We start from the raw sequence: 18960 nt of genomic DNA, 5'->3' as shown, positions 1-18960 counted from the left end.
GCACTGCCAGCACCTTTATTTGCACTGCCAGTATCTATGCTGACTATCCCGGTACCTTTAGTCGCTTTGCCAGTACCTTTAGTGGCTACTCAATCACCTTTAGTGACAATGCCAGTACCTTTATTGGCACTGCCAAAACCTTAACGCCATTGCCAGCAAAGGTATTGGCATTGGTGATAAAGGTATTGCCTCTGCCAGCACCTTTACTGGCATTGCCAAGCAAGGTATTGGGACTACTTGAGAGCTTCTGATAGAGCCAATAAAGGTATTGGAAAAGCGAGTAAAGGTACTGAGAGTGCTGGTAGAGCTGCTGGCAGTGCTACTAAAGGTTTCGGCATTGCCGGTAAAGGTTCTGGCAGTGCCAGTGGCTTGACGGGGAGAGTGAATAAAGGTTTTTTAAAACACCGTTGCGGTATTTACTGAGCTGGTTCGCAAATTATAACGCGGGACGGAGTTTTATAACCCCGTCCCAAACGTTTCAAAAGCTATTAAAGCGCGTAGGATGGGTAGAAGCAATAGCCGAAACCCATCATATTCAATCGGTTATTCGATGGCTTTCGCTCTACCCATCCTACTCATTAATTAAAGCCATAAGACGGATTAAAAGTAGGGCGCAATATGCTATAGACTTTCAGATAAATAATTTCGATGCAAACGGATACCATCCCTTCAAGGGATGTTATCCGTACGGGCTTTAAATTTAATATAATCGAAATTTAATTTCTAAAAGACTATAGATATTTATGCCCTACCTATTTATACCTTACCGCGTTGACTCCAAGTTTCGGCTTGGGAACCGGTAATGCATGTAGCCCAACGCTTTATGCTGATAAAATACCGGCTTTTAGGCTTTGCGTCGACGAGTCAAGACACCAAAGCCTGCCATTGCCGAGCCGAATAACCAAATTGCTGCAGGAACAGGAACTGCGGCGACTTGATACAGCGAAGTGGTTTCGCTAACCTCGTTGCTTACAGCAAGATAGCTGCCTGCGGCGTTAGAGAAAAAGCTTATTCCTTCCGGACCTACATCACCTGCAGTGAAAATTGTATCGAGGTATAGGATGCTCGCCAAGTTGCTAATGTCCCAAGCCATGATGGCATTGGATCGCTCCAGGCCCAGAAACAATATATCGCGGCCATTAACTTTACCCACTATTGCGCTTTCTGGCTCTGGTCCTTTATTGTCGCTACGGCTGTCATCCCAAATTGACGGGTAATTAGCCTTTATGATTTGCTCTATCTGATCGCCGGAATCGGACACCATTGTACCGTTAGCATCTAAAATCGAGAAAGATCGTCCACCAAACACTTGCAACTGATCAAGGTCGCCATCGCCATCGGTGTCGCCGCTGGTAGAGACGGTTAAACGATTTAGTTTGTCGTTATTGGTTTGCCAGTCAGCACCATGCGCAGCGGTCAGAGTAGCGTTTAGAGCGGAATCAATGGTTGCATCGCCGACGCGGATTTCATCATTACCACCTGCCCAATCGCCACGAGAATCGCCTTCGTTGGCCGTTACATAGTATTGACTGCCGCTGTTGGTAAAACTCGCTATGCCATCTGGCATATACATTCCCATCACGTTCCAATTTTGGATATTGCCGTTCAGGGGGCTTTTGCCTGATCCGTCACGATCTGAAACATCCAGGCCGTTGCCCGCCAGGCTGTGGTCTTTCAAGCCCATGGCTTTAATGTTGGTAATGGTTGCCGTAGCGATATCGATCTCCGCCACTGAATTAGCTTCTTGCAGGGTTGCGTAAGCTTTGGTGCCATCTGCGCTTACTGCGATGTATTCGGGTTCAAGATCTTGGGCAACAGAAGCATTGGGGCCGGTAAGTCTGACACCTGCAGCCTTAAGTGCTGCAGCCGAGCCATTAAAGCTCTCAAAACCAGCGGTCTGTGAAGTAAAAGTGGTTGTATTGATAATGCTCACTGAGCCAACTGGATCGCCACCAGGGCCAACCAAATAACTGCTTGGTTCGGCTTCATTGGCCACTAACAAACGACTACCATCTGGTGTGTAAGTGACAGCATCAGGATTAGCGCCGACCGTCACATCCGCCTGATGTGCATAGGTATTAGCATTATAAAAACTCACCAAACCGGCATTGGTCTTGTTGGGGGCTGTGATGGCTATCGCTGCTTGGCCGTTCTTTACAGCGACGCTATTGATGCCGCCTAGCGAGCTAGTAGAAAAGGAATTGACCAGATTGCCGGACAAATCAAGGATATCAATACCGCCTTGACCAAGGTTTAATTGGTTTGCATCCGTACCTGCCACCCATAGACGATTGTTTAGGGCGTCGTAGGAGAGAATTTCAGAGCCCATTGAATTTGAGCCATTAGCGGCAGTATGGCTGAAAGTCCATTCATGAGAGTAGCTAAAACCACCGGTTGCATTGGCGGTTGTGGAGGCTAGCGCTACGGCAACGGCAATAGCGAGGGTAATACGTGTATGTTTCATAAGCTTTGGAATCCTTGATGTTGTTAATATAAATGGTTAATTTGCAATTAAATAAGCCAGGCATAATTGAGCCGCTAATAATTGCTTTCACCCTCAACAACACGCTAGGTCTGTCAAGTTGAATCCTAATTTACTTTTTATTTGTTACAAAAGTGTGAACCGTATCGAATAATTCACCTTTCGTTCAATTTTGCCACTGTTTCATGAAATGATGGCCATAGCTCATGAAAAGTACGAAAGACATGAAAGACAAAAAAATATATTAAATACACGAAATCAATATTGAATAAACTGGTTGCCAAGTTCCAACTTAGCAACCAGTTTATTCAGCACAGTCTATGAATTTAGTATATTTAGGTTACTTGATACATTTCGATGCATTTCGATACAATTCAAAGCTGTACTTGGTATTTTTATCTGTTATAGTCTTTTAGTAGTTTAAAGATTACATAAATACTTTAGGTATTTATGTTCAAGCAAAGTTATCTGCTTAATAAAATTGCAAGCTCGTGTTCCACTTATCCAAGTGCCCATGATTCATGGATGAACAAGCCAAACTTATTGCAAGATAAGGACGGAAAGCTACGGAGCCTTTAATAAAGGCCAGCCGGGTTGCGTTAAATTTAATGATAATTTTACGTAGGTAACAACATGCAATATAAAAAAATAGCGCTGGTATTGGCATTGCTGGCCAGTAGCGTATCAACCGGCACAGCACAAGCGGCGCTGTTGGCACGTACCGGTGGTATGGTCTATGACACTGTCAACAACATTACGTGGGCAGCCGATGCCAACTTGTTTCAAACCCAGGCGGCGAGTAATCCTAATATGGTCAGTGACATTATCGCGGCTAACGATGGGGTTATTCATGATACGGCGAATTATTATGATGGGTATACGGGTATCTATAACCTGACCAGCGCAGACTTTAATACCGACACTGGCACAATGACCTGGTTTGGCGCACAAGCTTGGGCTAACAACTTGACGCTGGGTGGTGTTACGGGCTGGAGCTTACCCTCTACACCAGTAAAAGCTGATGGAATCAATGTCACCAGTAGCCAAATGGGTGATTTGTTTTACGACCAATTAGGTGGTGCAGCTTGGACAGATATTGCAACAACTCATAATGCCAACTATGATCTATTTACTAACATCCAGAGCTATGTGTACTGGTCGGGTAGTGAGTACGCGCCCGATCCAAGCGCCGCGTGGGGCTTAAATACCAGCAGTGGCTACCAGGGCGCCCCCTATAAGTTCGGCCAGTTCTACGCATGGGCTGTTCGCCCGGGCGATGTTGCCGCCGTTCCGGTACCCGGTGCGTTTTGGCTCTTCGGTAGCGCTATAGTTGGGTTAATGGGCTTAAAGCGTCGTAAAAATATCGGTTAATTAGGTGATTGGCTGATTTCCAAGCTCCAACTTGGGAATCAGCCATTTAAAGCAGGATTATTTTACCGATAATAACCCCTAATTCCTTGAAGGGATGTTATCGCCTCCTGCTTATTGATTGCCAGCCCCGAAAAAGCAATAATTTAGTGTCTTTTTTCGTGCTTTTCGTGTCTTTCGTGGACCTTGGCTTTTGCTTGTTTAACCCCGACCCAGTCGTTTTTCAGTTTCCAAGACCTGTTGAGTCGTTTGCAGCACGGTATCAGGGTTTAGGCTCATCGAGTCTATGCCGATTTCCACCAGATAATCGGCCATTTCAGGATAATCCGACGGTGCTTGACCGCACAGGCCGCAATGTTTGCCGTTGCGCTTTGAGCCTTCTACGGCCAACCGGATCATTGCTTTAACGCCGGCATCACGTTCGTCAAAGTCTTCGGCGACTATCGCGGAATCACGGTCTACGCCTAAAGTGAGTTGAGTAAGATCATTAGAGCCGATAGAAAAACCGTCAAAATGCTTGGAGAAGGCATCAATCAGGATAACGTTATTGGGAATCTCGCACATCACATAGATTTCCAGGCCGTTTTCACCCCGCTTTAGTCCCAGTTGCGCCATGTAATCAAGTACCTTTTTGGCTTCCTGGACGCGTCGGCAAAAAGGAATCATCAAGATAACATTGGTCAGACCCATGTCGTCGCGTACCCGTTTCATGGCCGCGCATTCCAATGCAAAGCCTTCGGCATAAGCGGGATGGGTATAACGTGAAGCGCCACGAAAACCGATCATCGGGTTGGGTTCATCAAACTCAAACCAGCGACCACCCAATAAGGTGGCGTATTCGTTGGTTTTAAAATCGGACATTCGCACCACCACGGGTTTGGGATAAAAAGCGGCGGCAATCGTACCCACGCCTTCCGACAGGCGTTGAATAAAAAAATCTTCAGGGGTTGCGTAGTTACGGGTTAATTCGGCCAGTTGTTCACGTTCTTGGTTATCTTGCACACGTTCCGGATGGATTAACGCCATGGGATGCGCTTTGATATATTCGGTGATAATAAATTCCATACGCGCCAAACCCACGCCGTCATTGGGCAGGAAACTGGTTTTAAAAGCCAGTTCCGGGTTGCCGATATTCAACATAATTTTAGTTTTTGGACGCTTCAGGCCGGCCAGGTTGGTGGATTTAATTTCAAAATCAAGGATACCTTCATAGACGTTGCCATTGTCGCCTTCAGCACAGGATACTGTTATGGGGGTATTATTTTTAAGTGTTGTGGTAGCGTTATCACAACCGACTACCGCAGGCACGCCTAATTCACGTGAGATAATGGCAGCATGGCAGGTACGCCCGCCACGGTTGGTGACTATGGCTGAGGCAATTTTCATTACTGGTTCCCAATCCGGTGTCGTAATATCGGCAACCAGTACATCGCCCGCTTTAAAGTCAGCCAGCTGTCTGACATTGTCAATAATACGGGCGTTACCGGTGGCAATTTTACTGCCTACCGAATGCCCGGTAACCACCGGCGTAGCTTTACTGTTAAGTACATATTGCTCTAATAGCATACCGCTCAATTGGGATACGACCGTTTCAGGTCGTGCCTGAACAATATACAGGATGCCGTCAATGCCATCTTTTGCCCATTCAATATCCATTGGTTTTTTCTGACCTGCCTTGGCGCTGTAATGTTTTTCTATTTTGATGGCATAGTCGGCCAGCGTTAAAACATCCTGGTCATTAAGACAAAAATGATTACGTTCTTCGGCGGAGGTAACAATGTTTTGAGTCGGTTCTCGCGTACGTCCATCGCTATAAACCATTTTTATCTTTTTTGCGCCCAAGGTACGTTTTAATACGACACGATGACCTTGCTCAAAGGTCGGTTTGTGTACATAAAATTCGTCGGGATCTACCGAGCCTTGGACGACATTTTCACCCAAGCCATAAGCGCCGGTAATAAAAACGACATCGCTAAAACCGGATTCGGTATCCAGAGAAAACATGACGCCACTGGCCTTCAGATCAGAGCGCACCATTTTCATGATACCGATTGACAGGGCCAGTTTGAAATGGTCAAAACCCTGATCAACGCGGTAATGGATAGCCCGGTCAGTAAATAAACTGGCAAAACAGCGTTTACAGGCATCCAGTAAGGAAAACTCACCGCGTATATTAAGAAAGGTATCTTGTTGTCCGGCAAAGCTGGCAGTGGGTAAATCTTCGGCAGTGGCTGAGCTTCGTACTGCAACGCTCATATCATCGCCGTATTGCTGATGCAATTGTGCATAGGCTTTGAGAATCTGGTTTTCAAGGTCAGCCGGAAAAGGGGCTGCATAGATAATATCGCGTGCCTTACGCGCACGACTGGCAAGATCAACGACATCTTCCGGATTTAAGTCATCCAGCGCGTGATGTAATGGTTGCCAAGCACCGGCTTGTTCAAGTAAATAACGGTAGGCCTCAGCGGTCACTGCAAAGCCATTGGGTATTTGGACGCCTTGTGGTGTTAATTCGCGGTACATTTCACCTAAAGAGGCATTTTTTCCGCCAACCAAAGGCACATCGTCTATCGTTAATTCATTAAACCAACGGATATAATTTGTTTGTGTGGACATTTTATTTTCCTTAAGGGCATTCCTCGTGTGTGTTTATACTCGTCACGGTTACACTTAACTTGCGGAAAACTCAAGGTGGGGTTTTTTATTTAAAATCCGCTGCGGTGTGTGCGTGCATTATTGGATCAGGGGGGTAAAAGCTAAATCATATACAGTTCTATAAACCGGAGCAAGGAGCAAGTTATTATTTAAATGACTGGCCGATAAAGCGGTAATGACAGTTCTTTAAATATCGACAATAATACGCCTGGTTGACGTATAATTCGCTGAATTGTAAAGGCATCCGGTAGCAGGTTGTTAAGCGTTTTTATTCACCACGAAGACCCGAAGGACACGAGGTTTTCTTTCTTTGCGGTGATCTTTTAAGATTTATTTACGGATCAAATAAATCATCATTCTTTCGATTTTAAAGACAAAATCTGTGCTTATTTCTGATAAACAAAAAAAAATCTTAACGTTACTGGCTGATGGTGAATTTCATTCCGGCACTGAATTAGCCGAAATATTCGGTGTTAGTCGATCGGCTATCTGTAAACAGTTAAAAGGGTTGTCTGAATTAGGACTGCACCATTCGGCTGTTAGCGGTAAAGGTTATCGCTTGGATAAAGCGCTGGAATTATTGACTCCGTCCAAAATCAACGCCAGCCTTGGCGAAGCGCATAAAGCACTTGTTTCAACGTTGGAAATCCATGACAGCCTTGGTTCGACCAACAGTTATCTGGTAGAGCACTCCCGTAATAATGCCGCGTCCGGTTTTGTCTGTTTTGCCGAGCATCAAACGGCGGGTAAAGGCCGGCGAGGGCGACAATGGATTTCACCTTACGGCAGCAATATTTATGTCTCATTACTTTGGCGCTTTCAACAAGGCGGCATTATTGGAACGGCAGGCTTAAGTCTGGCTATTGGCGTTGCCGTTATCAGGGCGTTAAAGCAGCATGATATTAATGATGTCGGTTTAAAGTGGCCTAATGATATTTACAGTCAGGGTAAAAAATTGGGCGGTATATTGATCGAAGTATCCGGTGAAGCCGATGGACCTTGTGCGGCGGTTATCGGTTTGGGATTAAATTTGTTTTTACCTGAAATACAAGCCCAAAGTATTACTCAGGCCTGGACGGATCTGACCAACATCAGCGGTAAAAAGCCGTTGCCCAGAAACCTGCTGGCGGGAGCCGTATTAAAGCATATTCTGGCTATTGTTAACGGCTTTGAAACGGTCGGCATTAAGGCTTATCTTGATGAATGGCGCAGCTATGATTGTCTGAAAGGTCATTTGGCGACCTTGTTTGTTGGTCAGCAACAAATTGAAGGTATTGTTGCCGGCATTGATGATAATGGCTTGTTATTGATTAAAAAGCCGGATGGTACCATTCAGGCTTTTGCATCTGGCGAAGTCAGTTTTAGCGCGCCAATAGTATGAATTTACTGATTGATAGCGGTAATACCCGACTCAAATGGGCAATGTTGCAAGAGGATGGACTGTTTACGAGCCATGCGTTGCTTAATCAACAGCTTACCCGGCAACAACTTATTGCTGCCTGGAAATGGCAATCACCGCCAAAACGGCTTGCCATTGCCTGTGTTGGCTTAACACCTTTGTTGGAGTTGGTGCTGGCTGTGGCCGTTGAATTGTGGCCAGCCATTGAGATTATTTCCGTAAAGTCAGCGGCGAAAGCCTTCGGTGTTGTTAACGCCTATCAGCAACCTGAAAAACTGGGTGTTGATCGCTGGTTGGCTTTGGTGGCGGTGCGTCACCATTATCAACAACCGGCCTGTATTGTTGATTGTGGCACGGCCATTACCGTTGATTTAATTGATGCGGATGGAAACCATCAAGGTGGCTTGATTAGCCCCGGCTTAACGCTGATGAAACAATCTCTGGCGACCGGTACTGCCGCGCTGCCATTTAATCAAACAAGTTATGTCGCAGGGCCTGCCTGTTTTACCGAAGCCGCCATTTATAGTGGCACCTTAATGGCGGCTACCGGTTTAATTGAGCAGGTGTTAAGTCAACAACACGATTTTGTGCAATTGATTTTAACGGGGGGTGATGCGGATATTATTGCTGAGCACCTTAAGATCAAGCCGACTATTGATAGTGATTTAGTGTTGCGCGGCTTGGCAATTGTTCTGGAAGGGCAGCGGTAAAAATAGTGTTTTTTTTCGGTGGCAATGACAAGTTCATCGTGAAACTTAAGCTGTTTAAAGTATCAATATTATTTTCTAATCATGACTAAAATGGTCTTTCCGCTACCGGTCGTTAACTAGGCAATCAAGGTATTAGCAGGTATGATAGTGCTTTACGCCAATCAAACTTTACCGAAAGGCATTGACTTGATTGGGGTAATCTTCATAGCAGGATATTTTCCTCTGTCCTTAATAATCGCGTGGATTGGAGGCTGTATTTATACCAACATAGCGATAATAACGGAGATTGATTTATGGGAATTTCATTAAGTAAAGGCGGCAACATTAGTCTGTCCAAAACTGATCCCACATTAAAACATGTGATAGTTGGTTTGGGTTGGGATGCAAGGCCTACCGATGGCGTAGATTTTGATCTGGATGCCAGCGCTTTTATGGTCAAGGAAGATGGCAAAGTCAGGTCTGACAGTGATTTTATTTTTTACAATCAGACTAAATCGACTTGTGGTTCGGTTGAGCATACCGGCGATAATCGTACCGGTGAAGGTGACGGTGATGACGAATCGGTTATTATTCTGCTTGATAAAGTACCGGCCGATATCCAACGGATTGTGTTTTGTGTCACTATCCATGATGCCGAGATGCGTAAACAAAATTTCGGTCAGGTTAGTCACGCTTATGCCAGAATCGTTAATAAAGATACCAATAACGAAGTCACCCGCTACGATTTAAGCGAAGATGCCTCCATTGAGACGGCGATGATTTTCGGCGAAATCTACCGACACAGTAATGAATGGAAATTTAAAGCCGTAGGACAAGGCTATGCCGGTGGCTTGGCGGCTTTAGCGAAACAGTACGGTATCAATATTTAAACAATAATTTATCAGTTTCAATAATAACAGGAGACAATCATGGCAATATCACTTAGCAAAGGCGGCAACGTTAATCTCAGTAAAGAAGCACCCGGATTAAATAAAATCGTGGTGGGTTTAGGTTGGGATGCACGTGCAACTGATGGCGCGGCATTCGATTTGGACGCCAGTGCATTTTTGGTCAAGCTGGATGGCAAAGTTCGATCAGATAGCGATTTTTGTTTTTATAATAATAAAGTCGTTGGCGATGGCGCGGTTCAGCACACTGGCGACAATACAACGGGTGCCGGTGACGGCGATGACGAAACCGTCAAGGTTGAATTGTCAAAAATTCCCGCTGATCTGGATAAAGTGGTTTTCGCGGTAACCATTCATGACGCTGACGCGCGTAAACAGAATTTTGGACAGGTAAATCACGCATTTATTCGTGTTATTAATGAAGATGGCGGCCAGGAAATTGCCCGTTATGATCTTAGCGAAGATGCTTCAATCGAAACGGCAATGATCTTCGGTGAAATTTATCGGGTCGGAACAGACTGGAAGTTTAAAGCTGTTGGACAAGGTTTTGCTGGCGGTCTTGGGCCTTTGGCTGCATCTTTTGGCGTGAGTGTTTAAGTTTTAACACCGGGCTACTTACACCAGTATCGGCTTCCTCTCCGTTAAGAGAGGGAGCTTTTAAATATTAATGCTTAACTTTAGAGGTATGTTGTTTATGGCTATTAATTTACAAAAAGGACAAAAAATCTCTTTATCCAAAGAGTCAGGCGGCGCGTTAAGTAAAATCGTCATGGGCGTGGGTTGGGATGCCAAAAAAAGCAGTGTAGGGCTTTTGAAAGGGATGTTTGGTGGTGGTAGCAGTAGCGCGATTGATTTGGATGCCTCCTGCGTATTATTCGACGAACAAAATGTGGTCGTTGATACGGTTTATTTTGGTCAATTAAAAAGTCGTGACGGCAGTATTATACATACCGGCGATAATCGTACTGGCGATGGTGACGGTGATGATGAACAAATTCTGGTTGATTTGGATAAAATTCCGGCAAATATTAAGTCATTGGTATTTACGGTAAGTTCTTATACCGGTCAAACGTTTGATACTGTTGAAAATGCGTATTGCCGGATTATTGATAACAACGATAAAAATGAAGTTGCCCGTTATACCTTAAGTTCACAAGGGTCTCATACCGCACAAATTATGGCTAAACTATATCGCCATAACGGTGAATGGAAAATGCATGCCATTGGTGAAAATGGAACCGGTCGAACTATTGCTGATTTACTGCCGAAAATTATTGTTCATTTATAATGAGAATATGGTTTAACAAAACATTTTCAACGATTAGCGCTGTTTTTAGAGATCTTCGTCAGTCAGTTCCAGCGGGCGAAGTCACCTTGATTTGTACCCACACGCACACCACTGCAGCGGCTTTTTTGGCCGCTGACGAAAGCTACCTTGAACCTTCCGATTTAACCGGACAAGCCTATCTTGAATGGTGTGTGGACTTTTGTCAGCAACATAAGGTCAGCTTGTTTTGGCCCGGCAAAGAAGCCATATTAATCAGTAAACATCATGTCCTGTTTCAAGCAATTGGCGTTCAAGTACTGTCTGTTGCTGATTATGACACACTGAGTTTGTTACATGATAAAGCCGATTTTTATGCCGATTTAAGCCCTGATGTCGCTAAAAGCATGGACTTTATTCCGGTTAATAACAGCGCTGAGTTTGATCATGCGGTGACAGCTTTATCGGCAAAACATGAAAGTTTGTGTGTTAAACCGGCGGTATCCGTATTTGGTTTGGGCTTTCGGGTGTTGGATACCCAGCGCGATAGCATCAGCCAATTACTCCAAGGTATTGAATACCAAATTCCGTTACAAGAGTTGCGGCAAGGTATGACTAATACACCGCAATTTGACACACTGCTGGTTATGGAACATTTGGCCGGGCCTGAATGGAGCGTTGATTGTGCAGGGCGACATGGTGAATTATTGTGTGCCGTACAACGAAAAAAATCGCAGTTGGCCGGGGGCGGACAAATTATCGACAACAATGCAGAAATACAGGGTATGGTAAACCGATTAACAAGCCATTATCGATTGAACGGTTTATTCAATATCCAGTTTAAGGAAGGCGTAAACGGGCCGAGTTTACTGGAAATCAACCCGCGTCCTTCAGGTGGCTTTGGCATGGCCTGTTTGTCAGGTGCCAACCTCGCGCATATTGCCTTGCAGGGCATTAAAGGTAAAGCTTTTACGCAACCGGTTATTCACTATGGGCTTAAGGTGATTGAGGTTAATACGCCAATGGTCCTGCAAGAAGTGTAAGAAGCCGTTTTTGCTTTCATAAAAGAACGCTGTAATCAGCTATTTTATAGTCATTAATGCTCTTAGCATTAGCTTGTTGCAAATCATGCCCTTCAATAAAATAAATTTACTGGTTATTAAATATCTTAAATACATCGAAATGGTCGGTGTATTAATGCGGATCTTCAGCTTTTCAATGGTCAGTTGGATGGGTTCGGAAAGTCCGTTCTTTTTCGTCTGGGCTTTTAATACGGCAGACGCGATTATTCTTTCCTGGTGCTCTATTTTAAAAAAAGAGAGTGCTTATATCTTGCTGAATATCTTTTGGATACTGGTGGGCGTCGTTGGCATGCTCAGAGCCAGTGCATTTTCATTGCCGGATTTTAAAATTACTTTGGTGCAGTTTCTTGCCCAAGCCGCCACATTGTTCAACTAATAATCCTCTTAAATAGCGCTACACAGAAGACACGATGCAAAAAACAGTCACCATAAAATTAGACACCGGAATACTTGAGCTTGAGGTAGAGCCCGGACATATTCCATTGCAGCGTTTGCTGGGGTTTGCGGCACGGGTAAGCAGTAAGCGCAAGTTTTTATTGGTTAGCAAGGTCTTGGGGAAACATTATCCGGTCTCACCAAAAACCATGAGCTGGTCTTATCGTGCCTTGGCAAGACTGGTATTAAAAAACGAGATAGGTGAGTCTTCGCTGTGGATAGGCATGGCGGAAACGGCAACCGGTTTGGGTTATGGAGTCTTTGCAGCCGCTTGCCATGAGGGCGTACAAGAGGCTTTGTTTATCCAAACGACTCGTTATCAACTGGATAAAACCGACCGGCTGGAGTTTGAAGAAGCCCATAGTCATGCTACTGACTTTTTTCTGTATTATCCTGAGTACCCGGAATATCGAAAGCAGTTTTTAAATGCAGAAACATTGGTGCTAATCGACGATGAAATCAGTACGGGCAAAACTTTTTTACGCCTCATAAAAGCCTATCAAGTGGTTAATCCGGCCTTGCGTAAAGTATTTATCGTAAGTCTGGTTAATTTCGCTCATCCTGATGACCGTGCGGCGCTGGAATTACAAGCGGGTGTCGCGGTGGAATGGGTTTGTTTTAGACAGGGGTTATTGCGTTTTGAAGATAGTCAAAATGCCGCCATCGATAACATTACCGTTAATGTGTCAGGTAATGGCCTTTGTAAAAAGCATTTGCTGGCTTGGCCCGGGCGCTTGGGATTGGTTGCACCGATTAGTTTGGATGCCGATGTGCTGGAACAGTTATGCCACAGTGGTTTTAACCGCGAGTCCAAAGATTTCAGGCCCGTTTTGGTATTAGGCACGGGTGAATGCAACGCCCCGGCTTATTTGCTGGGGCAAGAGTTGGAAAGCAACGGTTTTACCGTAAAAGTCCAAAGTACAACACGGTCACCGATTCATCAGGGTAATGATATTACTTTGGTGTGCCAGTTTGAAGACAACTACGACGATGGCATCGCTAATTTTATTTACAATGTAAATCCGGACGATTATCGGGAGATTATTTTGTGTCATGAAACGCCGCTTGATAAATCATTAATGGACCGGCTGCACGAATGGCAAGCCATTAGTGCCCGATTTGAACTTAAACAGCCAAACTTAAACCATGCAAAGTTACATTTTTTTAGACCTTGATGACACGCTGTTTCAAACCCTGAGAAAATGTGCCTTGGGTCCAGATGATCCGCTGTTACAGGTACGCGCTTGCCTGCCTGATGGCTCGCCTAATTCTTATGCCACACACAAACAACAATGGTTGTGGCATTGGTTGGAAAAAGGTTTCAAAATCGTGCCGGTTACCGGGCGTGATGTTGATGCTTTTGACCGTGTTATGTTGCCTTTTCAGGAAGAAGTAGTCTTGAATCACGGTGCCGTCATTCTGGATAAACAACGCCTTATTGATCGTGTATGGATGGAGGGCATGATGCAAGCTTTACCGGCCTATCATGAAAAATTACTGGATATCTGGGCAGAAATTGAAAAGTATTGTCAGCGTTTCAGCGGTTTTAAAACCCACTTGGTTAATGATTTTTCGGTCACCTGGTACGGTGTCATCAAACATGTGGATGGTACTGAAACCCCATTAACAACGGTACTGGACAATGTCATTAAAATGCATCCACATATTCTTGATGGCAGTTTGTATTGGCATTTAAATGGCAATAATCTGGCGGTATTACCCAAGATTATCAACAAGGAAAGTGCGGTCAGTTATTTGATCAACAGCTATAAACAACAGCACCCGCAACTGCTGACTTTTGGAGCCGGTGACAGTAATACCGATGCGCCATTTATGGGCTTGTGTGATTACGCGTTAATTCCAAAAAACACGCAATTGTTTAAAACGCTGGCTTTTTCCTAATGAACAATGCGAGGCCTTTTACCGGCAGTTACACCGTTGACGATGTACACTTTTTGTTAAAACCGATGGCGGTGACCGACACGCCAGTACATCTTAAAGAAGCGCTGATTCAGTCCGGTCAAAAACATTATTCTGAAATGCTGACGCATGAGTCTTTGCCACCAGCTGACTATTTACCGTTGTTTTACCGGGCCATGACCTTAAATCAGGATCGTATGGCAGAGCATTTGTTATTGTTGGCGGAAGGTATTATAGCAACGCGTCCCAAAGGCATTACTTTAGTCTCATTGGCAAGGGCAGGAACGCCGGTAGGTGTGTTACTCAAGCATGTTTTAAAACGTCATTTCAACATTCAGGCGGAACATTATTCCATTTCCATTCTTAGAGATGTGGGTATCGATCAAAATGCCCTGCGTCATATTTTGCAAAAGCATGTGCCGGAATCATTGGTCTTTGTTGATGGCTGGACAGGAAAAGGCGTAATTGCACGGCAGTTGGCAACCAGCTTGCAGGATTTTGCCATCAGTGACGGCATTCATATCCCGCCGGAGTTATACGTCTTGACTGATTTGTCGGGTTGGGCTGCGGTTGCCGCTTCTTCGGAAGATTATTTGATTCCTTCCTGCATTCTAAACGCTACCATATCGGGGCTGGTTAGCCGGTCAGTCTATGACAAACAGGCGGCGAGCCGGACTGACTTTCATGGTTGTTTTTATTATGAGCAGTTTGCCGAACAGGATTTATCCCGTTATTTTATCAATGCGATACTTGAACGAGTAGCTGTGATAAGGTCTACCTTTACTGGCAAATTTGCCGACCAGTCAGACCATTGTCAACAATTACAAAGAGTTTCCCAACAGTTTTTAGGCTGGATTGCCGAGCAATACGGCATTACCCAGCACAATTACATTAAGCCCGGCATCGGTGAGGCGACGCGTGTTTTATTACGCCGTGAAGCACAGTTATTACTGTTGCAGGATTTGGACTGTGAAGCGACCCTGCATTTGCGCTGGTTGGCAGAGTCCAAGTTAATTCCAATAGTCGTTTTTAAAGAGTTACCTTACCGTGCAGCAGCGCTAATCAAAAAGGTTGTCTTATGAATCATCAGTTAAAGTCGTTTTCACCCTGGATGTTAGGTGCGCCACTTTATATGCCAGGCAATCGCCGTGACATCATGGAAATTGCCAATGGCGAGAAGTACCCAATGTTGCGCTCAATGATTTTTTGTACGGAGGATGCAATATCAAAATCTGATGTGGATAGTTGCGTGCGTCATATCGGTTTATGTTTACAAGGTTTTAAGGATTCGACCCAGAAATTTCGGTTTATTCGTGCCAGAAATCCGGAAATATTAGCCCGTTTACTGGAGCTTCCTGATATTGAAAAAGTAGATGGTTTTGTACTGCCAAAATTTACTGAAAGCGTATTTGATGCTTATTTTGATCAATTACGGGGCACGTCTTTTAAGGTGATGCCGACTCTTGAGACCAAAGAGGTTTTTGATGTCAATGCGATGACTCAATTACGCCAAGGCTTGTTACAGGACGATATTGCATCGCGTGTAGTAATGCTGAGAATTGGCGGTAACGACTTGATGAATCTCTTGGGTATTCGCCGGCCACGGTTTTCAACGCTTTATGAAACACCGATTGGTAACGTTATCTCACAACTGGTGACTATTTTCAGGCCTTATGGCTTTTCACTATCTGCACCGGTGTTTGAATATCTGGATGATTCAGTTACCTTACAAAAAGAAATAAAGCTGGATCTGGCGTATGGTTTAACCGGAAAAACAGCGATTCATCCCACTCAAGTGCCGACTATTGAAGCTGCTTATGCGGTTGATGTGGAAGATTATGAGATGGCAATTAGTTTGAGTGACCAGGATTCTCCTGCGGTTTTTAGAATGCATAATGCCATGTGTGAAGTGGCAACCCATCAGCAATGGGCAACCAATATGATTAATCGGCAACAGTGTTACGGTGTTAACGAGGCCTTATCATTGAAAGAATATGCAGAGTTATCATTTTAATCCCTTAAAAATGTTAAAATAACGATCAACAGAATTTAAAGTACCTTACATAAATAACCAGGAGAGCGTTAATGAGTTTTGATAATTTTCTTAGTCAATTAAAAAGTAAAGCGAACGAATTAAAAACAGAGGTCTTGAAATTTAAAAACAAGGATTTTCTCAATGCGGCGATGGCAGGTTCAGCGCTTATTGCCATGGCCGATGGCAGCATTAGTTCAGAAGAAAAACAAAAAATGATCAAGTTTATCGAAAGCAATGATGCGCTATCGATTTTTACTACCAGTGACGTTATCAAAGCCTTTCAGGATTTTGTCAGCCAACTGGAGTTTGACAAAGATATTGGTGAAGCCAAAGCTTATCAGGCAATAGGCAAGATGAAGTCCAACATTGAAGCCTCGCGCTTGTTGGTTCGCATGATTATTGCCATTGCTTCTTCTGATGGTATGTTTGATAACGATGAAAAAAAGATAGCCATCAAAATAGCCAAAGAATTAGCGCTTAATCCGTCTGAATTTGAATTGTAAGTGGCTTGATAATTATCACCACGAAGATACGAAGGGCACGAAGAAAAAGCCAAGATAAAGGTTTCGTGTTTTTGTGGTTTTAATTGATGAAAGCTAAAAATCAGTAATTCGGGACATCCATTTGCAAGCCGGTTAACGGCTCCGATAGCCGGGTAATTTTGGATTCTATCCTGCCATCTTCATACAGTTTTATTACCCGATAACCGGGACTGGTAGTGTCCAGGGTGATGGTTTTACTTTCCGGTTTAAACTGGAAGCAGGTTGATGGCGTTCCCAAGATGCGAACTGACCCGCTTTTGATATCCATTTCTTGATGAATATGTCCGTTAGTAATGACTTTTGCTTGCGGATGTTTTTTTGTTATCGTCAAAAATTCTTCGCTGTTTTCTATGATCATGGTGTCCAGCCAGGCGCTTTTAGTCTTGAGGCAATGATGGTGTACGGCAATTAACGCATGATGATTCGGGTAGTTTGCCAGGCAATCTTCCAGAAACAGTAATTCTTCTTTTGACAAGCCGCCGCTGGGAGATCCGGGTATTTGGCTATTAAGGCAGATCAGTTGCCAGTTTTGTAAGAAGACCTGTTTTTGGCAATTAACCTGCGTGGTATTAAAAATCTGTTGCATGAGTTGATAATTATCGTGATTACCGGGAAGGCAAATGCAGGGTGTGTTGGTCGCTTCAAGTTTCTGTAAGATTCGTTGATAGCTTATCTCGCAAGGATCTTGGGCAATGTCCCCGGTAACCAGAACCAAATCAAAATGATCGTTTTCAGCAAAGGCCAGATCAATAACGGCATGAAAGTAATGTTCGGTATTGATACCTAAAAAAATGTCGCCCAGACCTGGGAGGATATGCAGATCTGTTATTTGCAATAGGGACAAGGAAGTCATGATTTTGTTATTCAATAGCCTTACAGAAAATTTTAGAGTTTCTTTCTGGGTTGTACAGTGCCTTAAGGGGGTCGGGAAGGCTGTTAATATCAGATGATACAAAGCCGCGCTCAATAAACCAGTGCATGGTTTGCGTTGATAGCACAAATAATTTTTTTAAAGCCAGTTGTCCGGCTTTGCGATAAACATAATTAAGCAATCTATCGCCGCGTGCCGATCCCTGATAATCAGGATGGACGGCAAGACAGGCAATAGCGCCAAAACGGCCTTGTATATTGGGATGCAGAGCAGTGCAGCCGATGATTAATCCGTCTCTTTCGATAATAATATAATCTGCTATTTCCATTTCAATTTTTTCTCTGGAACGTTTGGCTAATATACCTTGTTGCTCCAAGGGCTTAATCAACTCCAGAATACCACCGATATCGCTAAGTGTAGCCGGACGTAATTCTTCAAAAGGTGTTGAGCTAATGAGAGTGCCAATACCGTCACGGCTAAATAGTTCAAGCAATAGTGCGCCATTAATGGTGCGGTTAAGCAAATGTACGCGTTCTATCCCGCAGCGACAGCTTTGAATAGCCGCTTTAAGCGGCAGGCTGATGGTGTCGCTAAGATCCCGATGTTGTTGCAGAAAAGCATCGGCTTCGTTGGTGGTCATTTGCCGAATTTGCTCGTCATCATCGGGGTTGCAACACGTTTGCTCCGTTAGCAGGATTAATTTTTCCGCTTTTAAGGCAATCGAAACTGCTGTAGCAACTTGTTCAGCGGACAGGTTAAAAATTTCTCCGCTGGGTGAATAGCCAATCGGTGAGATCAACACAATATTATTTTGATCGAGCTGTTGATGAATGGCAGCGCTGTCAATACGACGAACTTCACCGGTATGGCAGTAATCAACCCCGTCTATAACTCCCATCGGTTTGGCCGTGACAAAATTACCGGACGCCACTTTAAGGCCGCTTCCTGCCATCGGGGAATTTGCCAAGCCCATTGATAACAGCGCTTCAATTTCTACGCGTACCAACCCCGCCGCTTCCTTGACGCATTGCAACGCCAAGTCATCGGTAATACGCAAATGCTGATGAAAAAGGGCAGGGGCGTTGAGCTTGGTAAGCCGTTGATCTATCTGCGGGCGAATCCCGTGAACCAAAACCAGGCGTATTCCCAAGCTACTGAGCAAAGCAAAATCGTGGACATGATGATCAAAATCATCAGCCAGTACCGCTTCGCCACCAAAAGAAATGACAAAAGTTTTATTGCGATGCGCGTGAATGTAAGGTGATGAGTCTCTAAACCAACTGACGAAAGGGTTTTGTGAATTCATGTTG

19 protein-coding genes and 1 riboswitch are annotated in these 18960 nt (G+C 44.4%); of the genes, 14 read left to right on the top strand and 5 right to left on the bottom strand.

The genetic code is table 11. The features are described 5' to 3' along the window. Positions 1-85: 85 nt before the first annotated feature. Positions 86-223, bottom strand: coding sequence for a hypothetical protein (locus tag N7974_RS06670; RefSeq protein ID WP_262964856.1), 138 nt, complete (start codon positions 221-223; stop codon positions 86-88). A 14-nt stretch (positions 224-237) separates the two neighbouring features. Here N7974_RS06670 and N7974_RS06665 point away from each other — a divergent pair, with 14 nt between their 5' ends. Then, the gene (locus N7974_RS06665; protein WP_262964855.1) at positions 238-423 is read left to right on the top strand and encodes a hypothetical protein; all 186 of its coding nucleotides are present in this window, start codon (positions 238-240) and stop codon (positions 421-423) included. Positions 424-844: 421 nt separating this feature from the next. Here N7974_RS06665 and N7974_RS06660 read toward each other — a convergent pair whose 3' ends face one another. Further along, positions 845-2464 carry a choice-of-anchor I family protein gene (locus N7974_RS06660; protein ID WP_262964854.1) on the bottom strand — a complete coding sequence of 540 codons (1620 nt, stop codon included), beginning with the start codon at positions 2462-2464 and terminating at the stop codon, positions 845-847. 541 nt (positions 2465-3005) lie between these two features. Then, positions 3006-3084, top strand: a riboswitch (cyclic di-GMP riboswitch). A gap of 31 nt (positions 3085-3115) precedes the next feature. On the opposite strand from N7974_RS06660, the gene N7974_RS06655 reads away from it, so the two are divergent. Further along, positions 3116-3853 carry an Lcl C-terminal domain-containing protein gene (locus N7974_RS06655; RefSeq protein ID WP_262964853.1) on the top strand — a complete coding sequence of 246 codons (738 nt, stop codon included), beginning with the start codon at positions 3116-3118 and terminating at the stop codon, positions 3851-3853. A 198-nt stretch (positions 3854-4051) separates the two neighbouring features. Here the strand turns inward: N7974_RS06655 and ppsA are convergent, their stop codons facing one another. Then, the gene (gene ppsA / locus N7974_RS06650) at positions 4052-6466 is read right to left on the bottom strand and encodes a phosphoenolpyruvate synthase (protein ID WP_262964852.1); all 2415 of its coding nucleotides are present in this window, start codon (positions 6464-6466) and stop codon (positions 4052-4054) included. A gap of 421 nt (positions 6467-6887) precedes the next feature. Here ppsA and birA point away from each other — a divergent pair, with 421 nt between their 5' ends. From birA to N7974_RS06590, 12 genes are all read left to right on the top strand, one after another. Next, positions 6888-7886, top strand: coding sequence for a bifunctional biotin--[acetyl-CoA-carboxylase] ligase/biotin operon repressor BirA (birA, locus tag N7974_RS06645; protein WP_262964851.1), 999 nt, complete (start codon positions 6888-6890; stop codon positions 7884-7886). Next, positions 7883-8614, top strand: a complete 732-nt coding sequence (locus N7974_RS06640) for a type III pantothenate kinase (RefSeq protein ID WP_262964850.1) — start codon at positions 7883-7885, stop codon at positions 8612-8614. The genes birA and N7974_RS06640 overlap by 4 nt, the downstream gene beginning before the upstream one ends. Positions 8615-8907: 293 nt before the next feature. After that, entirely contained in the window at positions 8908-9483 is a 576-nt protein-coding gene (locus N7974_RS06635) for a TerD family protein (RefSeq protein WP_262964849.1), read from the top strand. Between the two features lie 39 nt (positions 9484-9522). Next, entirely contained in the window at positions 9523-10098 is a 576-nt protein-coding gene (locus tag N7974_RS06630; protein ID WP_262964848.1) for a TerD family protein, read from the top strand. A 70-nt stretch (positions 10099-10168) separates the two neighbouring features. Further along, positions 10169-10789, top strand: a complete 621-nt coding sequence (locus tag N7974_RS06625) for a TerD family protein (RefSeq protein WP_449566805.1) — start codon at positions 10169-10171, stop codon at positions 10787-10789. Continuing rightward, on the top strand, positions 10789-11808 hold the full coding sequence (locus N7974_RS06620; RefSeq protein ID WP_262964847.1) for an ATP-grasp domain-containing protein: 1020 nt from the start codon (positions 10789-10791) through the stop codon (positions 11806-11808). Before N7974_RS06625 ends, N7974_RS06620 begins: the two co-directional genes overlap by 1 nt. 85 nt (positions 11809-11893) lie before the next feature. Then, positions 11894-12223, top strand: coding sequence for a hypothetical protein (locus tag N7974_RS06615; protein WP_262964846.1), 330 nt, complete (start codon positions 11894-11896; stop codon positions 12221-12223). 34 nt (positions 12224-12257) lie between these two features. Continuing rightward, positions 12258-13457: a phosphoribosyltransferase domain-containing protein gene (locus N7974_RS06610; protein WP_262964845.1), complete on the top strand. Its 1200-nt coding sequence runs from the start codon at positions 12258-12260 to the stop codon at positions 13455-13457. Next, on the top strand, positions 13429-14184 hold the full coding sequence (locus N7974_RS06605) for an HAD family hydrolase (protein ID WP_262964844.1): 756 nt from the start codon (positions 13429-13431) through the stop codon (positions 14182-14184). The genes N7974_RS06610 and N7974_RS06605 overlap by 29 nt, the downstream gene beginning before the upstream one ends. After that, on the top strand, positions 14184-15284 hold the full coding sequence (locus tag N7974_RS06600) for a cysteine protease StiP family protein (RefSeq protein WP_262964843.1): 1101 nt from the start codon (positions 14184-14186) through the stop codon (positions 15282-15284). The genes N7974_RS06605 and N7974_RS06600 overlap by 1 nt, the downstream gene beginning before the upstream one ends. Beyond that, on the top strand, positions 15281-16216 hold the full coding sequence (locus tag N7974_RS06595) for an HpcH/HpaI aldolase/citrate lyase family protein (protein ID WP_262964842.1): 936 nt from the start codon (positions 15281-15283) through the stop codon (positions 16214-16216). The genes N7974_RS06600 and N7974_RS06595 overlap by 4 nt, the downstream gene beginning before the upstream one ends. 71 nt (positions 16217-16287) lie before the next feature. Further along, positions 16288-16740: a tellurite resistance TerB family protein gene (locus N7974_RS06590; protein ID WP_262964841.1), complete on the top strand. Its 453-nt coding sequence runs from the start codon at positions 16288-16290 to the stop codon at positions 16738-16740. 100 nt (positions 16741-16840) lie between these two features. Here N7974_RS06590 and cpdA read toward each other — a convergent pair whose 3' ends face one another. Further along, positions 16841-17647 (bottom strand): 3',5'-cyclic-AMP phosphodiesterase, encoded by an 807-nt coding sequence (cpdA, locus tag N7974_RS06585; protein ID WP_262964840.1) that lies wholly within the window; start codon positions 17645-17647, stop codon positions 16841-16843. Further along, positions 17640-18956 (bottom strand): amino-acid N-acetyltransferase, encoded by a 1317-nt coding sequence (argA, locus tag N7974_RS06580; RefSeq protein ID WP_262964839.1) that lies wholly within the window; start codon positions 18954-18956, stop codon positions 17640-17642. Before argA ends, cpdA begins: the two co-directional genes overlap by 8 nt. Positions 18957-18960: the final 4 nt, after the last annotated feature.

It is taken from the genome of Methylobacter psychrophilus (assembly GCF_025583945.1).
Classification (GTDB): domain Bacteria; phylum Pseudomonadota; class Gammaproteobacteria; order Methylococcales; family Methylomonadaceae; genus Methylobacter_C; species Methylobacter_C psychrophilus.
This window is presented reverse-complemented; position numbering and strand designations above follow the sequence as displayed.

What these genes read in the sequence shown, in the direction of transcription:
- N7974_RS06620 (WP_262964847.1), top strand. Translation starts at nt 10,789, where the DNA reads ATGAGAATATGGTTTAACAAAACATTTTCAACGATTAGCGCTGTTTTT.
- argA (WP_262964839.1), bottom strand. Translation starts at nt 18,956, where the DNA reads ATGAATTCACAAAACCCTTTCGTCAGTTGGTTTAGAGACTCATCACCT.
- N7974_RS06640 (WP_262964850.1), top strand. Translation starts at nt 7,883, where the DNA reads ATGAATTTACTGATTGATAGCGGTAATACCCGACTCAAATGGGCAATG.
- N7974_RS06635 (WP_262964849.1), top strand. Translation starts at nt 8,908, where the DNA reads ATGGGAATTTCATTAAGTAAAGGCGGCAACATTAGTCTGTCCAAAACT.
- N7974_RS06660 (WP_262964854.1), bottom strand. Translation starts at nt 2,464, where the DNA reads ATGAAACATACACGTATTACCCTCGCTATTGCCGTTGCCGTAGCGCTA.
- N7974_RS06610 (WP_262964845.1), top strand. Translation starts at nt 12,258, where the DNA reads ATGCAAAAAACAGTCACCATAAAATTAGACACCGGAATACTTGAGCTT.
- N7974_RS06595 (WP_262964842.1), top strand. Translation starts at nt 15,281, where the DNA reads ATGAATCATCAGTTAAAGTCGTTTTCACCCTGGATGTTAGGTGCGCCA.
- N7974_RS06615 (WP_262964846.1), top strand. Translation starts at nt 11,894, where the DNA reads ATGCCCTTCAATAAAATAAATTTACTGGTTATTAAATATCTTAAATAC.
- N7974_RS06590 (WP_262964841.1), top strand. Translation starts at nt 16,288, where the DNA reads ATGAGTTTTGATAATTTTCTTAGTCAATTAAAAAGTAAAGCGAACGAA.
- N7974_RS06600 (WP_262964843.1), top strand. Translation starts at nt 14,184, where the DNA reads ATGAACAATGCGAGGCCTTTTACCGGCAGTTACACCGTTGACGATGTA.
- N7974_RS06655 (WP_262964853.1), top strand. Translation starts at nt 3,116, where the DNA reads ATGCAATATAAAAAAATAGCGCTGGTATTGGCATTGCTGGCCAGTAGC.
- N7974_RS06605 (WP_262964844.1), top strand. Translation starts at nt 13,429, where the DNA reads ATGCAAAGTTACATTTTTTTAGACCTTGATGACACGCTGTTTCAAACC.
- ppsA (WP_262964852.1), bottom strand. Translation starts at nt 6,466, where the DNA reads ATGTCCACACAAACAAATTATATCCGTTGGTTTAATGAATTAACGATA.
- N7974_RS06625 (WP_449566805.1), top strand. Translation starts at nt 10,169, where the DNA reads ATGCTTAACTTTAGAGGTATGTTGTTTATGGCTATTAATTTACAAAAA.
- N7974_RS06630 (WP_262964848.1), top strand. Translation starts at nt 9,523, where the DNA reads ATGGCAATATCACTTAGCAAAGGCGGCAACGTTAATCTCAGTAAAGAA.